The organism is Lelliottia sp. 7254-16 (assembly GCF_002922995.1).
Lineage (GTDB): Bacteria > Pseudomonadota > Gammaproteobacteria > Enterobacterales > Enterobacteriaceae > Enterobacter > Enterobacter jeotgali.
The window spans coordinates 1-15,561 of sequence record NZ_PQVS01000008.1; the positions used below are offsets into that span (position 1 = coordinate 1).

The following is a 15,561-nucleotide window of genomic DNA, read 5'->3' on the forward strand; positions in this document are numbered from 1 at the left end:
CTGCAGCGTGCCTTTGACCACTGGCGCAACGTCTATAACCTTGAACGGCCGCACACCTCGCTGGATATGGCAGTGCCCGCTTCGCGGTATCAGCCATCAGCGCGGCAGTACAACAGTCACGCTGAACCCCCGGAATACGACGAGGGCGTGATGGTCAGGAAAGTGGATATCAGCGGAAAGCTGAGCCTGAGAGGGGTAACGCTGAAGGCAGGAAAAGCGTTCAGGGGTGAATATGTGGGACTGAAGGAAGGGGCTGAAGATGGCTGTTATGAGGTGTGGTGGTACAGCACGAAAGTGGGGGTGATCGACCTGAAGAAAAAGTCGATCACCATGGGTAAAGGATGTTAAATAGTGTTCACTATGTCCCCGAACACCTGTCTACCATGTCCCCGGACCGTACAGACCTCAGGGAGAGGGCGAAAACCACGCCGATCTGATCCCCTCTCACTCAGGGAGAGGGTTAGGGTGAGGGTGGAAAATCACGGCTCAAACGGCCTTCTCTGGAACTGGTCGTGCCCGCATTTTGGGCAGCGCGGCAGGACGTCAGGCGTATACACCGCCAGGTGGAAATGACAGTTTTCGCACACCAGATTCCCCAGCCCTACCACCTCGCCGCTGTGATACACGCCGTGATGATTCAAATCCTGGAAAACTTCGCGCCACTCCAGCTGGGTTTTATCCGTAATATCCGCCAGCTCCTGCCACAGACTCTCTTTAATCACCCGCATAAATACACTGTCGGTGACCTCGTCCTGGCTCTCTTCGTAGCTCCGCGCAAACTCTTCCAGATCGCGGCGCACAGCTCGCGTCACCTCTTCTACTTCAGTCCGCGTTAACTCACCCGTTTGCACGACGCGCGCCCGTGCCTGTTCGACAAGAGCATCGATATCACGTTCGCCGTTACGCAGGCGTTCCGTGAGTGTGGCAACCAGTTCGCGGTAAAATTGAGCAACCTTGTTCATCCTTTCGCCTCCCAGGTAAGTAACTGTCTCTAATAATAGACCTTATTTGGCAACCGCTTTGTCAGGTCAGCCACACAGCGGGTAAATTCCTGCAAAGGGGAAATGCGATACCTTGCATAGTATTTGAACACTTCGTGCTAAGATGAAGCTCATTCATTGAAAGGTTAATCATCATGTCTCTTCTCGATTACGCAATGAAGCTCATCGGTGGAGCATCGACCACCACCGTCACCTGCCCGCACTGTGGGCTCAAGTCCTCACACCCAACATCTAAAATCCGTCTGAAACAGGCGATGCTGTGCCCAGGCTGTAAAGCGCTGTTTGTTGCGCCGCGCTGATCCCCACGCGCGTTCTGGCGCAAAATCGGTGTTCTATACTTAAGTAAGATTCCAGCAGCTGTTAAATCCCTGATGCCCCACACCCATCCTGAGAGAACGTTTCTGATCTGATTTCGCAACTGCTCCTGCGCGTTCACGTCGCACCAGAGCATCGCTATGAAAATGAACCTTAAGAAGTGGCGGAGTGGCTCCCGTTCGTTGCCCCCTGCGCTGGCTCCTGCCCTTTTGGGCCACGAACCTGCAGCAGAAAACAGTTTTAAAGCTGAGCTATTTTCGACGGCCCAGATGGCACGATACGGACAAAAACTGGCCCGCTCGCACAAGTTATCCCCGAATAAGCTGCCCTATTACCTGCTCAAACGCCTCGATGACAATGAGACGGTGATTACACAAAACTGCTACGTCCTCAATGCCGGAAAAAAAGCGAGCATCATGCCCGCCGGAGAATGGCTGCTGGATAACTACTACCTGATCGAGGAACAGATCCGCATCGTGCGCCAGCACCTGCCGAAGAATTTCGGCAAAGGGCTTCCGGCGCTGGCTTCGCCGCATGATTGTCCGCGCATCTATGATATCGCCGCCGAAGCCATCGCCCACGGTGACGGGCGCTGGGACGCCGCGAATCTGACCAGCTACATCACGGCTTATCAGCAGGAAACGCCGCTGACGCTGGGCGAAGTCTGGGCGTTGCCGGGCATGATGCGTCTGGCGCTAATCGAAAACCTGCGTCGGGTCAGTATCGACGTGGTCAAAGCCCAGCAGGAACGCAATCTGGCGGACAGTTGGGTCACACGCATTTTCGAGTGCGCAGAGAACACGCCCGCCGAGCTGATCATGGTGATCGCCGATATGGCACGCTCGCGCCCACCGTTAAGCAGCGCCTTTGTGGCGGAACTGGTGCGTCGTCTGCAGGGACGCGGCAATATGCTGGCGCTGCCCCTGACCTGGATCGAACAGCGCCTGACTGAACAGGGCGTGACCACGGATACCCTCATTCACCGATTCAATCAACAGTTAGCCGCCAGCCAGCTTTCCGTAAGCAACAGCATCGCGGGCCTGCGCTTGCTGAGTGAAACCAACTGGGCAGAATTTGCCGAGGCCATGAGTGTGGTTGAACAGACGCTGCGCCAGGATCCGGCCGGGATTTATCCACTGATGCACTTCGATACGCGCGATCACTATCGCCATGTGATTGAGCTTCTGGCACGAGACAGCCATTTCAGCGAGCCGGAAGTGGCCCGTCGCGTGCTGGCGCTGGCCGGTGAAAACGCCCCCGACACGCCGGGCGCCCATATTGGCTATTACCTGATGGGCGAAGGGCGTCAGCAGCTGGAAATCCTGCTATCCGCCGATGCCTCACGGCTCATCCGCCTGCGGCACAGTTTCAACCAGATCCCGTTGATGTCCTGGCTCGGTAGCCTGAGCCTGTTGACCACCGCAGCTACCGCTGAAATCCTGCACCACACCGCGCAGCAAGGCCTGGGCTGGCTGCTGATCCTCCTCGCAATCCCGTTGATTATTGTGCTCAGTCAGCTCGCCAGCGATCTGCTCAGCGAGGCGACCACCCGTTTTCGCACCCCACGCCCGCTGCCGCGTATGGATTATTCCAGCGGTATTCCGGCTGATTCCGCCACCATGGTGGTGATCCCCTGCCTGCTTACCAGCCCCGACGGGATCAGCAAGCTGATCGCCAGTCTGGAAGTGTGCTGGCTGGGCAATCAGAGCGAGCATCTGTGCTTCGCTCTGTTGACGGACTTTACCGATTCGGCGAATGAATCCTCTTCGCAAAACACGGCCCTGCTCGACCAGGCCATGTCGCTGACGCAGGATCTCAACCGGCGCTATCCGGCCAGCCGCCCGCGTTTTTATTTGCTCCACCGCGCCCCCGAATGGAACCCGCCGCAGGGCGTGTGGATGGGTTATGAACGCAAACGCGGGAAACTGGCGCTGCTCAACAGCTGGTTACGCCAGCCGGACAAACAATTTTCCAGCGTCGCCGACCTGCCTGCGCACCTGTTGCCGGAGCAAATCAAGTACGTCGTCACTCTCGACAGCGACACCCTTCTACCACGCGACACGGCGCATAAGCTGGTCGCCACCATGGCGCACCCACTGAACAAACCGGAATATGACGCCGCCCGCCAGCGCGTGGTGAAAGGCTACGGCATTCTGCAGCCGGGCCTCGCCGAAGAGATGCCGCGCAACGGCCAGGGGCGCTATGCCGCCATGTGCAGCAGCATCGCCGGGAATAATCCCTATTCGATGATGTCGTCTGATATTTATCAGGATCTGTTCAACGAAGGATCGTTTGTCGGGAAAGGCATTTACGATGTCGATATTTTTATGCAGGCCACGCACAACACCTGCCCGGAAAACCTGGTCCTCAGCCATGATTTGCTGGAAGGATGTTACGCCCGCTCGGGGCTGCTGAGCGAAGTGCTGCTCTACGAGCAGTACCCGAACAACTATCTCTCCGATGTTGCACGCCGGACCCGCTGGATCCGCGGCGACTGGCAGTTGCTGAACTGGCTCAAACCGCGCGTCAGAAAAGCGGATGGCACACGCGATAAAAACCCGCTCTCCGCTCTGTCGTACTGGAAATTATTCGATAACCTGCGCCGCAGCCTGGTCGCTCCATCCCTGTTAGCGCTGCTGTTTTGCACCCTGCTGTGGGTGCCGAATCCGTTTTACTGGCTGGGTGTGCTGGTACTGGTGTGGCTCCTGCCCACCGGGCTGGCGGTCGCCTGGGATCTGCTTAACAAACCGACCCGTCGCCCTGTTGTGCAGCATCTGCTGCTGGTCGCCACCGGGGCGCTGAAACGCCTTTCCCGCGTCGGGATGAATTTCGCCATCCTGCCTCATGAGGCAGGATATTCTCTGTATGCGATTGCCGTGACGCTCTGGCGTCTGGGATTCAGCCAACGCAACCTAAGCCAGTGGGCCAGCTACAGCCCCGACAACGATCGGGAAAAAACCTCCCCCATCCGCTTTTACCGGGCGATGTGGATTAATGTCGCCACAGGCGTGGCGCTCACCGTTCTGACCGCGCATATCGCACCGCTGTTTTCGTTCATCGCGCTGCCGGTCAGTTTGCTGTGGTGCCTGACGCCGCTGCTGCTGAGCTGGATGAGTCGCTCGCCCGCCCGCAGCGTGTTTTCACCGAACAAAGAGCAGAAGCAGTTACTGCGCCAGACGAGCCGTGAAATCTGGGCCTTTTTCGAAACCTTTGTCATCGCGAAAGAGAACTGGCTGCCGCCGGATAACTATCAGGAGATCCCGCACCCGGTGATTGCCCATCGAACGTCGCCTACGAACATTGGCCTGTCGCTGATGGCGAATCTGACCGCCTGGGACTTTGGCTATCTTCCGTCTGGCGAAGTGTTACAGCGCGTGACGCTGACCCTGGATACGCTCGACAAAATGGAGCATTTCCGCGGGCATTTGTATAACTGGTACGACACGCAGACCCTCGCCCCGCTTAGTCCGCGCTATGTCTCGAGCGTCGACAGCGGCAATATGGCGGGCCATCTGCTGACCCTGCGCGAAGGGCTGTCGGCGATGCGCAATCAGCCGGTATTAAACAGCGTCCAGGTGCTGGCCGGGCTGAACGACACGCTGGGGATTCTGGAGAAACACTGGGGGCAGAACGCCCCCACGGGTTTGCGGCTGTTGCGTAAACACTGTCTTAGCGCCGTTTCGTTGTCGCCCGCGCAGCTGTTTATCGAATTGAAACAGATGCGTACCCAAAGCAATCACCTGACCACGCTCTGTCATCAGGACGACACACTCACCCTGCGCTGGATCGAGCATTTACAGCGCCAACTGGTGATGATGTGCCACGAGTGGTCGCATCTCCTTGGCTGGATCACGCCCGCCTGGGACTCGCAGACGCTGCCGTCCCTGAGCTGGCTGGCTACTGCGAAACACAGCGGGGAAGGCACGCCGTCCGCCTCGGCGATTGCCCTGGCGCGTATGCGCCTGGATATCATTACCGAACTGGAACAGCGGCTGAATGAGCACGCACGGATGGATTTTACCTTCCTGTACAGCGAAGTGACCAGCCTGCTGAGCATCGGCTACAACTGTGACAGCAATATGCTGGATAAAAGCCATTACGACCTGCTGCCCTCTGAAATTCGCCTGACCAGTTTTATCGCCATCGCCACCAACCAGCTGCCACTGAAAAGCTGGTACGCGCTGGGAAGGCTGTTTACCACCATCGATCGCGACACCGCCCTGATGTCCTGGAGCGGTTCGATGTTTGAATACCTGATGCCGAATCTGGTGATGCCCACCTGGCCCGGCAGCCTGCTCGATGAAATGAGCCAGTCAGCCGTAACGCGCCAGATACACTGGGGCAAAGAGCGCGGCGTGCCGTGGGGGGTGTCGGAATCTGGCTACCATGCGTTTGATGTTCAGCAGAATTATCAGTATCAGGCCTTTGGTGTTCCGGGCCTTGGCCTGCGTCGCGGCCTGGCGGACGATATGGTTGTCGCTCCTTACGCTACGCTGCTGGCGCTGATGATTGCCCCACAAAAAGCCTGTGACAATCTGGCCCGTCTGGAGAAAAACGGCGCGCGCGGCGAGTTTGGTTTCTATGAAGCGCTCGACTATACGCCGTCACGCCTCGCCACCGGGCAGCTTTACGCCGTGGTGCAGTCGTGGATGGCGCACCATCAGGGGATGGCATTCCAGGCGCTGGCGCACGTCCTGCTCGATGCGCCAATGGCCGACCGGTTTATGGCCAGCACCGCCTTCCAGTCCGCGAGCCTGCTGTTACAGGAACGCGTGCCGGATGCGGTCGATCTCTACAGCCCGCGCCGTCACTTTGAGTCTCACGAAGGGCGCGTTAAACCTGTCCGCTACGAACCGCGTATTTTCACCGCCGCCGACAGCCTGATCCCAGAGGTACAGCTGCTTTCCAACAGCCATTACCATCTGATGATGACCCACACCGGCGGGAGTTACAGCCGCTGGAACGACCTGGCCCTCACCCGCTGGCGCAGCGATACCACCCGCGATAACTGGGGCGCTTTCTGCTACATCCGCGATCTGCAATCGGGCGACATCTGGAGCAATACCTGGCAACCTGCCGGCGAAACAGACAGCAACGACGAAGTGATCTTTACCGATGCGGGCGCAGAATTTAAACGCACGTTCGGCTCCCTGAACGTCAAAACGCAGGTGGTGGTGTCGCCGGAAGACGATATCGAACTGCGGCGCGTCACCCTTCTGCATCGCGGGCGTCAGCCGCGCACCATTGAATTGACCACCTACGCCGAGGTCGTGCTGGCCCCAGCCACCAGCGATCTGGCGCACCCGACGTTCAGTAATCTGTTTATCCAGACGGAGCTAGTCCCCGCGCAGAACGCCATTTTGTGCCACCGCCGCCCGCGCGCGCCAGACGAAAAGAGCCCCTGGTTATTCCACATGATGGTGGTGCATGGCAGTAGTCAAAGCGGCGTCTCGTTTGAAACTGACCGGGCGAAGTTCCTTGGACGTGGCAGGACGCCAGCGGATGCACAGGCCGCCGGGCAAAGCGGGCCGCTCAGTAACAGCTCCGGCTCCGTGCTGGACCCGATGCTGGCGATCCGCCAGACCATCACCCTGCAACCCGGCCTCCCGGTCACCGTCGATATCCTGTATGGCGTGAGCGAAAACCGCCAGCTCAGCCTGGCGCTGCTGGAAAAATATCGCGATCACCCTATCGCCGACCGCGTCTTTGAACTTGCCTGGTCGCACAGCCTGGTGGTGTTGCGCCAGATTAACGCCAACGAAGATGACGCCGCGCTGTTTAACCGTCTCGCCGGGGCCATTCTTTATCCGTGCCAGGAGTTGCGGGCCGACGGACAGGCCATCAGCCGCAACCGGCGCGGTCAGTCCGGCCTGTGGGGCTGGGCGATTTCCGGTGACTTGCCGATCGTGCTGCTCATCATCAGCAGCGAAGAGAGTATTCTGTCCATTACCACTTTAATTCAGGCGCACCGCTACTGGCGCCTCAAAGGGCTGGGTGCGGATTTAGTGATCCTCAACGACAGCCCCGGCGGCTATCAGCAAGCATTGCAAAATCACATCATGGATCTGATTTATGCCGGGTCTGAGGCCAGCCTGTTGGATAAATCGGGAGGGATCTTTGTCCGTAACGGCGAACATCTCTCCGCCGAGGACAAACTGCTGCTGCAAAGTGTGGCGCATCTGTGTCTGGATGACCGCGCGGGCGGGCTGAACGAACAGCTCGATCAGCGCCTGCACGCGTTAAAAACGGTTCCGAGACCCTTCGTTGCTCACAGCGTTCCGGGCATCAATCTGCACATTCCCTGGACGCCGAATACCGATCAACTCCTGCATTTCAACGGCCACGGCGGATTTTCGCAGGACGGTCGCGAGTACCAGATTGTGTTGCGGGAAAATGAACCGACACCCGCTCCGTGGTCAAACGTGCTGGCTAACGCCCGCTTCGGCAGCGTGTTGTCCGAGGCCGGGCAAGCCTACAGCTGGTATGAAAACGCCCACGAATATCGCTTAACGCCGTGGGAAAACGACCCCGTCAGCGATCGCGGTGGTGAAGTGTTTTATCTGCGTGACGAAGAGAGCGGCGCGTGCTGGTCACCGACCACCTTACCGGTGCGCGGTCAGGGGGATTATCTGTCTCGCCACGGCTTCGGCTACAGCGTGTTTGCCCATCGAGAGAGCGGCATCGACAGCGAACTGACGGTGCTGGTCGCCGAAGAGGCGCCGGTCAAACTGGCGATCCTGACAATCAGCAATAACTCCGGGAGGACGCGAAAACTTTCCGCGACAGGCTATGTGGAGTGGACGCTCGGCGAGTCTCGCACCTCATCGGCGCTGCACATCGTGACCCATGCGGCCAGCGTTGCGGACGGCTGCGGCGTGATGGCGAATAACTTTTACGGCAGCAACGGTGCCGGGCGCACCGCCTTTTTCGCCGTGACGGGTGCGCACTGCTCCCTGACGGGCGACCGCCGCGAGTTTCTCGGTCGCAACGGTTCCCTGCAAAACCCGGCGGCTATGCATCTGCGCTGGTTGTCGGACAAAACAGGTGCAGGTCTTGACCCCTGTGGTGCGGTGCAATCTGCCGTCACGCTGATCGATGGAGATCAGAAGACCTTTATCTTTGTGCTGGGCGTTGGCGAAGACGCGGTCGAAGCACAGACGCTTCTCGCGCGATACTTGAATGAAGATGCCGCCCGCGAGGAGCTCAGTCGCGTACACCGTTACTGGCACAGCGTACTTGATAAAATCGTCGTCCACACGCCTGATACCTCCGTCAATTTACTCACCAACGGCTGGCTGCTGTATCAGACGGTGGCCTGTCGTTTGATGGCTCGCAGCGGCTACTATCAGTCTGGCGGCGCGTTTGGTTTTCGCGATCAGCTGCAGGACACACTGGCGCTGAGCCACCCTGCGCCGGAACGCCTGCGCGAGCAAATTCTGCTCTGTGCCTCACGGCAGTTTATCGAAGGCGATGTGCAGCACTGGTGGCACCCGCCTCACGGTAATGGCGTGCGCACCCGCTGCTCGGATGATTATCTCTGGCTGCCGCTGGCGACCTGTCACTACGTGCAAACCACCGGCGACACCGGCGTACTTGAGCAGCGTATTTCGTATCTGGATGGTCGCCTACTCCAGCCTGGCGAAGAGTCGGTCTACGATACACCGGTCATCAGCGCCGTCGAAGAAACCCTGTGGCAGCACTGCGTGAAAGCCATCCGGCATGGTTTGCAGTTCGGCTCGCACGGGTTGCCGCTGATGGGCGCGGGCGACTGGAATGACGGAATGAACCGGGTCGGCATCGACGGAAAAGGCGAAAGCGTCTGGCTGGGCTTTTTCCTGTACGACATTTTGCAGCGTTTTGCGGATCTCGCCGAACTGCGTCAGGACGATACGATTGCGGAACTGTGCCGCACTGAAGCCTCCCGTCTACAGAAAAACCTCGAAACCTCCGCCTGGGACGGAGAGTGGTATCGACGCGGCTATTTTGACGGCGGCGAAGCGCTGGGATCGAAAGCCTCGCAGGACTGTCGGATTGATGCCATTGCACAAAGCTGGTCGATTCTCTCTGGTGCGGCCAGCCCTGAGCGCAGCGCGCGTGCCATGCAGTCGCTGGATAAACTGCTGGTAGATGACGACGCGGGGCTTATCAAACTCCTGACGCCGCCATTCGACGGTCACGGGCCGAACCCGGGCTACATTCAGGGCTATCTGCCCGGCGTGCGGGAAAACGGCGGACAGTACACGCACGGTGCCATCTGGGCCGTCATGGCCTTTGCGCGGATGGGCAATTCGGAACGCGCGTGGCAACTGTGGTCGATGATCAACCCCGTCAACCATGCCCTCACTCCCGATGACGTTGAGCGCTATAAAACCGAGCCGTACGTTATGAGCGCCGATGTGTATAGCGTCGCGCCGCATATCGGACGCGGTGGCTGGAGCTGGTATACCGGCTCGGCGGCCTGGGCGTATCGTCTGCTGACCGAGGAGTTACTGGGCATTAAGCGTTTCGGCGACATCATCACTGTCCATGCACAGCTACCTGCCCACTGGCCGTCTATCAGCATGACGTATCAGCATGGCGGCAGTCAGTATCAGATCTCCATTTCAAGGGGCAGCGAGCTGTACCGGGTCACAATGGATGGCGTACAGCTCCCGGATGGTCAGATTCCACTCGTGGATGACGGGAATCATCATCAGGTGGAAATTACCCAGCATTAAAGACCTATACTTGACAGGGTCTATCCATTATTGCTGTATGCAGAGAGGGGCTTATGAAAACCAAAAAAGCGGTGTTTATTGAAGGGCATATCGTCGAAAGCCGACGGCTCGGAGAAACATGTCACCCTTTCTGCATCCACAGCGTTGTCTTCAGCAATGGCAAATATGCCATTGTGCGCGAGGCGTCAGGCGTGTGCTTTCAACCGGGCGATACCCTTGAGCGCAACAATGCAGAGTGGTTTTTCCACCAGGCAAAAATACATCTGCTGCCTTTTCAGTACATTAAAGAGGACGAAACCCACAGGCAATTATCGGAATATGAAACCTGATCATTCGTGACCCCTGCTAAAAACGCCAATTCACGCCTCCTTCTGCGCAGACAGATAAGGGCTGTTTTGACGCGGGCGTTTGGGCTATGCTATGCGGATCTGAAATACCACATCCATTGGCTACGTTTGTAGCTGTATTGAGAACAGGACCACTGGCTGCCATGCAAGAGCAATACCGCCCGGAAGAGATAGAATCAAAAGTCCAGCAACACTGGGACGAGAAGCGTACCTTCGAAGTCACTGAAGACGAGAGCAAAGAGAAGTATTACTGCCTGTCGATGCTTCCCTATCCTTCTGGTCGACTACACATGGGCCACGTGCGTAACTACACCATCGGTGATGTGATCGCACGCTATCAGCGTATGCTCGGTAAAAACGTTCTGCAGCCTATCGGCTGGGATGCGTTTGGTCTGCCAGCCGAAGGCGCGGCCGTAAAAAACAATACCGCACCTGCGCCGTGGACGTACGACAACATCGCCTACATGAAAAACCAGCTCAAAATGCTGGGCTTCGGTTATGACTGGAGCCGCGAGCTGGCGACCTGCACCCCGGAATACTATCGCTGGGAGCAAAAATTCTTCACCGAGCTGTACAAAAAAGGGCTGGTGTACAAGAAAACATCTTCTGTGAACTGGTGCCCTAACGATCAAACCGTTCTGGCGAACGAACAGGTTATCGACGGCTGCTGCTGGCGCTGCGATACCAAAGTTGAGCGTAAAGAGATCCCACAGTGGTTTATTAAAATCACCGCTTACGCTGACGAACTGCTGCGCGACCTGGATAATCTGGACCACTGGCCAGATACCGTTAAAACCATGCAGCGCAACTGGATTGGCCGTTCTGAAGGCGTAGAAATCACCTTCGACGTGCAGAACAGCGATCAGAAACTGACCGTTTACACCACCCGTCCAGACACCTTCATGGGTTCTACTTACCTGGCCGTGGCTGCGGGTCATCCGCTGGCGCAACAGGCTGCGGCAACGAATCCAGAACTGGCTGCCTTCATCGATGAATGCCGCAATACCAAAATGGCCGAAGCCGAAATGGCAACCATGGAAAAACGCGGCGTGGCGACGGGCTTTAACGCCATTCACCCGCTGACCGGTGAAGCCATCCCTGTCTGGGCAGCTAACTTCGTTCTGATGGAATACGGTACCGGCGCAGTGATGGCGGTTCCGGGCCACGACCAGCGCGATTACGAATTTGCGACCAAATACGGTCTGAACATCAAGCCGGTTATCCTGGCAGCAGACGGTTCTGAACCCGATTTGTCCGAGCAGGCGCTGACTGAAAAAGGCACCCTGTTCAACTCCGGTGAGTTTAGCGGCCTGAGCTTCGAAGAAGGCTTCAACGCCATCGCCGATAAACTGGCAGCGCTGGGCGTCGGTGTACGTAAAGTGAACTATCGTCTGCGCGACTGGGGTGTTTCTCGTCAGCGTTACTGGGGCGCGCCAATTCCAATGGTGACCCTGGAAGACGGCACCGTGATCCCAACGCCTGAAGATCAGCTTCCGGTGATCCTGCCTGAAGACGTAGTGATGGACGGTATCAGCAGCCCAATCAAAGCCGATCCTGAGTGGGCAAAAACCACCGTTAACGGCCAGCCTGCCCTGCGTGAAACCGACACCTTCGATACCTTTATGGAATCGTCCTGGTATTACGCGCGCTACACTTGTCCGCAGTATCAGGAAGGCATGTTGGATTCCAAAGCCGCTAACTACTGGCTGCCAGTGGATATCTATATCGGCGGTATCGAACACGCGATCATGCACCTGCTGTACTTCCGCTTCTTCCACAAACTGATGCGCGATGCGGGCCTGGTGAACTCTGATGAACCAGCCAAACAGCTGCTGTGTCAGGGGATGGTTCTGGCTGATGCGTTCTACTATCTCGGCGAAAACGGCGAGCGCAATTGGGTGTCTCCGGTTGACGCCATCGTTGAACGCGACGAGAAAGGCCGTATCGTGAAAGCCAAAGACGCGGCAGGTCATGAGCTGGTGTATACCGGCATGAGCAAAATGTCGAAGTCCAAAAACAACGGCATCGACCCGCAGGTCATGGTAGAGCGCTACGGCGCAGATACCGTGCGTCTGTTCATGATGTTTGCGTCTCCGGCGGATATGACTCTGGAATGGCAGGAATCCGGCGTAGAAGGCGCAAACCGCTTCCTGAAACGCGTTTGGAAACTGGTCTACGAGCATACCTCTCAGGGTGATGCGCCAGCACTGAACGTGGCTGCGCTGAGCGAAGATCAGCAGGCACTGCGTCGCGATGTTCACAAAACTATCGCCAAAGTGACCGATGATATTGGTCGTCGCCAGACCTTCAATACCGCAATTGCGGCTATTATGGAACTGATGAACAAGCTGGCGCGAGCGCCGCAGGAAGGCGAGCAGGATCGTGCCTTAATGCGTGAAGCGCTGCTGGCAATCGTGCGTATGCTGAACCCGTTCACCCCTCATGCCAGCTTTACCCTGTGGCAGGAGCTGAAAGGCGAAGGCGATATCGATAATGCACCGTGGCCGGTTGCGGATGAATCCGCGATGGTTGAAAACACTATGCTGGTGGTGGTGCAGGTTAACGGAAAAGTGCGCGGCAAAGTTACCGTGGCTGTCGATGCTACGGAAGAACAGGTTCGTGAGCGAGCTGGCCAGGAACATCTGGTGGCGAAGTATCTTGATGGCGTTACCGTGCGTAAAGTGATCTACGTTCCCGGTAAACTGCTGAATCTGGTCGTTGGCTAAGCGCGGGAGGAAACGTGCGACTTCTGGCAACATTACTCTTATCTCTGGCGGTGCTTGTCACCGCTGGCTGTGGCTGGCACCTGCGTAATACAACAGCAGTGCCTGCTCAGATGAAAACCATGATCTTCGATTCTGGAGATCCGAACGGCCCATTGAGCCGCGCTATTCGTAACCAGCTGCGCCTGAATGGCGTTGAGCTTATCGAAAAAGGCACCTTGCGTCAGGATGTTCCGTCCTTCCGTGTACTGACCTCTTCCCTGAGCAAAGACACGGCGTCCATCTTCCAGGATGGTCGTACGGCGGAATACCAGATGGTGATGTCGGTCAGCGCTGCTGTCCTGATACCGGGTAAAGACATTTATCCGATCAGCACTAAAGTCTACCGTTCATTCTTTGATAACCCGCAAACTGCGCTGGCGAAAGATGCCGAGCAGCAGATCATTATCAATGAAATGTACGACAAGGCTGCAGAACAGCTGATCCGTAAATTGCCAAGCATTCAGGTTGCATCGAAAGAGACCAGCACGGAACACTCTGTTCCGCTGGATACTACGCCGCAAGTGACCGGAACCCTGGGTAACTAATGGTTCGGTTGTATCCTGAACAACTCCGCGCGCAGCTCAATGAAGGGCTGCGCGCGGCGTATCTGCTTCTCGGAAACGATCCGCTTTTGCTTCAGGAAAGCCAGGACGCCGTGCGCCAGGTGGCCGCGACTCAGGGCTTTGATGAACACCACGCCTTCCAGATAGACAACAGCACCGACTGGCAGACGATCTTTTCCCTGTGCCAGGCGATGAGCCTGTTTGCTTCGCGCCAGACTATCCTGATTCAGCTGCCGGAAAATGGTCCCAATGCGGCCATTAACGAACAGCTCGCCACGCTGGTGAGTCTTCTGCATCCGGATTTACTGCTGATTGTGCGCGGGAATAAGCTCACCAAAGCGCAGGAAAACGCCGCCTGGTTTACCCAGCTCGCGGCGAACTCCGTGCAGGTGACGTGCCAGACGCCTGAACAGGCACAGCTGCCAAAGTGGGTCGCGGTGCGCGCAAAACAAAAAAATCTGCAGCTGGACGACGCGGCCAATCAGCTGCTGTGCTATTGCTACGAAGGTAATCTGCTGGCGCTGGCGCAGGCATTGGATCGCCTGTCGCTTCTCTGGCCAGACGGCAAACTGACGTTACCGCGTGTCGAACAGGCGGTGAACGACGCGGCGCACTTTACCCCGTTCCATTGGGTCGATGCGCTGCTGGCAGCCAAGAGCAAACGCGCGCTGCATATTCTGCAGCAATTGCGGCTCGAAGGCAGCGAGCCGGTCATTTTGCTGCGTACACTGCAGCGCGAACTGCTGCTGCTCAATACGTTAAAACGCCAGTCAGCTAACACCCCTTTGCGCGCGCTGTTCGATAAACACCGCGTCTGGCAAAACCGCCGAGCCATGACCACTGAAGCGATCAATCGTCTTAGCGCTGAACAACTTCGCCAGGCGGTACACCTGCTGACGCGTGCTGAGCTGACGCTGAAGCAGGATTACGGTCAGTCGGTGTGGGCCGAACTGGAAAGTCTTTCTCTGCTGTTGTGCCACAAGGCACTGGCAGACGTTTTTATTGATGGATGATATGAGCTCTTTACAGGCGCTGTTTGGCGGTACATTCGATCCGGTCCATTACGGCCATCTGAAGCCGGTAGAAATACTGGCGAACCTGATCGGCCTGCAGCGCGTGATTATCATGCCGAATAACGTCCCGCCGCACCGCCCGCAGCCTGAAGCTACCTCTGAACAGCGTAAGCACATGCTGGAACTGGCTATTGCGGATAAGCCGCTGTTTCAGTTGGACGAGCGCGAACTGCGCCGCGATACGCCGTCATATACTTCGCAAACATTACAGGAGTGGCGCGCTGAGCGTGGCCCAACACAACCGCTGGGATTTATTATCGGCCAGGATTCCCTGCTGAATTTCCCAAGCTGGCATCAATACGAAACCATTTTACAAAACAGCCATCTTATCGTCTGTCGCCGCCCGGGTTATCCGTTAACCATGAAAGAAGAGCAGCATCAGGTCTGGCTGGATAGCCATCTTACAAACGATGCGGAAGACCTGCATACCCTGCCCGCCGGTAAAATTTACCTGGCCGAGACGCCGTGGTTTGATATCTCCGCAACCCTCATTCGTGAACGTCTACAGCAAGATTTATCCTGCGACGACCTTCTGCCCGCGCCCGTTCTCAACTACATCCGCCAGCAGGGGTTGTATCAGAAAAGCACAGATGAATGAGGCGATACGCGAAAAATCGCGTAATTCACCGCCCTGCCATTGACAGCCCTTTTCAGGCTGATATCCTCCGCAGCCTGAGTTCCTGCCAGTCATAGCTTTACAGAAATTGTTTTACAAAAATGGCGATGCATTGTCAGGCCGGGGATGGGATGATACCCGCCTTAAAAAGTCCGTCAGGTGAC

8 protein-coding genes and 1 pseudogene are annotated in these 15,561 nt (G+C 57.2%); 8 read left to right on the forward strand and 1 reads right to left on the reverse strand.

Annotated features, from left to right (window positions below; translation table 11 throughout):
• Positions 1-348, forward strand: a pseudogene (locus C3708_RS12205) (IS481 family transposase); the annotation flags it as partial.
• Between the two features lie 131 nt (positions 349-479).
• Here C3708_RS12205 and C3708_RS12210 read toward each other — a convergent pair.
• On the reverse strand, positions 480-962 hold the full coding sequence (locus C3708_RS12210; protein WP_095281227.1) for a zinc ribbon-containing protein: 483 nt from the start codon (positions 960-962) through the stop codon (positions 480-482).
• 173 nt (positions 963-1,135) lie between these two features.
• Here C3708_RS12210 and C3708_RS23780 point away from each other — a divergent pair, with 173 nt between their 5' ends.
• From C3708_RS23780 to nadD, 7 genes are all read left to right on the forward strand, one after another.
• On the forward strand, positions 1,136-1,300 hold the full coding sequence (locus tag C3708_RS23780) for a YnfU family zinc-binding protein (RefSeq protein ID WP_164971751.1): 165 nt from the start codon (positions 1,136-1,138) through the stop codon (positions 1,298-1,300).
• Positions 1,301-1,456: 156 nt separating this feature from the next.
• A complete protein-coding gene (locus C3708_RS12215) occupies positions 1,457-10,033 on the forward strand; it encodes a GH36-type glycosyl hydrolase domain-containing protein (RefSeq protein ID WP_103949444.1) in 8,577 nt (2,858 codons plus the stop codon).
• Positions 10,034-10,086: 53 nt separating this feature from the next.
• A complete protein-coding gene (locus C3708_RS12220; protein ID WP_095281225.1) occupies positions 10,087-10,362 on the forward strand; it encodes a hypothetical protein in 276 nt (91 codons plus the stop codon).
• A 161-nt stretch (positions 10,363-10,523) separates the two neighbouring features.
• Positions 10,524-13,106 carry a leucine--tRNA ligase gene (gene leuS / locus C3708_RS12225; protein WP_158251364.1) on the forward strand — a complete coding sequence of 861 codons (2,583 nt, stop codon included), beginning with the start codon at positions 10,524-10,526 and terminating at the stop codon, positions 13,104-13,106.
• A gap of 14 nt (positions 13,107-13,120) precedes the next feature.
• A complete protein-coding gene (lptE, locus tag C3708_RS12230) occupies positions 13,121-13,690 on the forward strand; it encodes an LPS assembly lipoprotein LptE (protein ID WP_095281223.1) in 570 nt (189 codons plus the stop codon).
• Positions 13,690-14,721: a DNA polymerase III subunit delta gene (gene holA, locus C3708_RS12235; protein WP_103949446.1), complete on the forward strand. Its 1,032-nt coding sequence runs from the start codon at positions 13,690-13,692 to the stop codon at positions 14,719-14,721. Before lptE ends, holA begins: the two co-directional genes overlap by 1 nt.
• The gene (gene nadD, locus C3708_RS12240) at positions 14,714-15,379 is read left to right on the forward strand and encodes a nicotinate-nucleotide adenylyltransferase (RefSeq protein WP_095281221.1); all 666 of its coding nucleotides are present in this window, start codon (positions 14,714-14,716) and stop codon (positions 15,377-15,379) included. The genes holA and nadD overlap by 8 nt, the downstream gene beginning before the upstream one ends.
• The last annotated feature ends 182 nt before the right edge of the window (positions 15,380-15,561 follow it).

Excerpts from the sequence above, each read along its gene's own strand:
- C3708_RS12210 (WP_095281227.1), bottom strand. The coding sequence starts at position 962 with ATGAACAAGGTTGCTCAATTTTACCGCGAACTGGTTGCCACACTCACG.
- C3708_RS23780 (WP_164971751.1), top strand. The coding sequence starts at position 1,136 with ATGTCTCTTCTCGATTACGCAATGAAGCTCATCGGTGGAGCATCGACC.
- C3708_RS12215 (WP_103949444.1), top strand. The coding sequence starts at position 1,457 with ATGAAAATGAACCTTAAGAAGTGGCGGAGTGGCTCCCGTTCGTTGCCC.
- C3708_RS12220 (WP_095281225.1), top strand. The coding sequence starts at position 10,087 with ATGAAAACCAAAAAAGCGGTGTTTATTGAAGGGCATATCGTCGAAAGC.
- leuS (WP_158251364.1), top strand. The coding sequence starts at position 10,524 with ATGCAAGAGCAATACCGCCCGGAAGAGATAGAATCAAAAGTCCAGCAA.
- holA (WP_103949446.1), top strand. The coding sequence starts at position 13,690 with ATGGTTCGGTTGTATCCTGAACAACTCCGCGCGCAGCTCAATGAAGGG.
- nadD (WP_095281221.1), top strand. The coding sequence starts at position 14,714 with ATGGATGATATGAGCTCTTTACAGGCGCTGTTTGGCGGTACATTCGAT.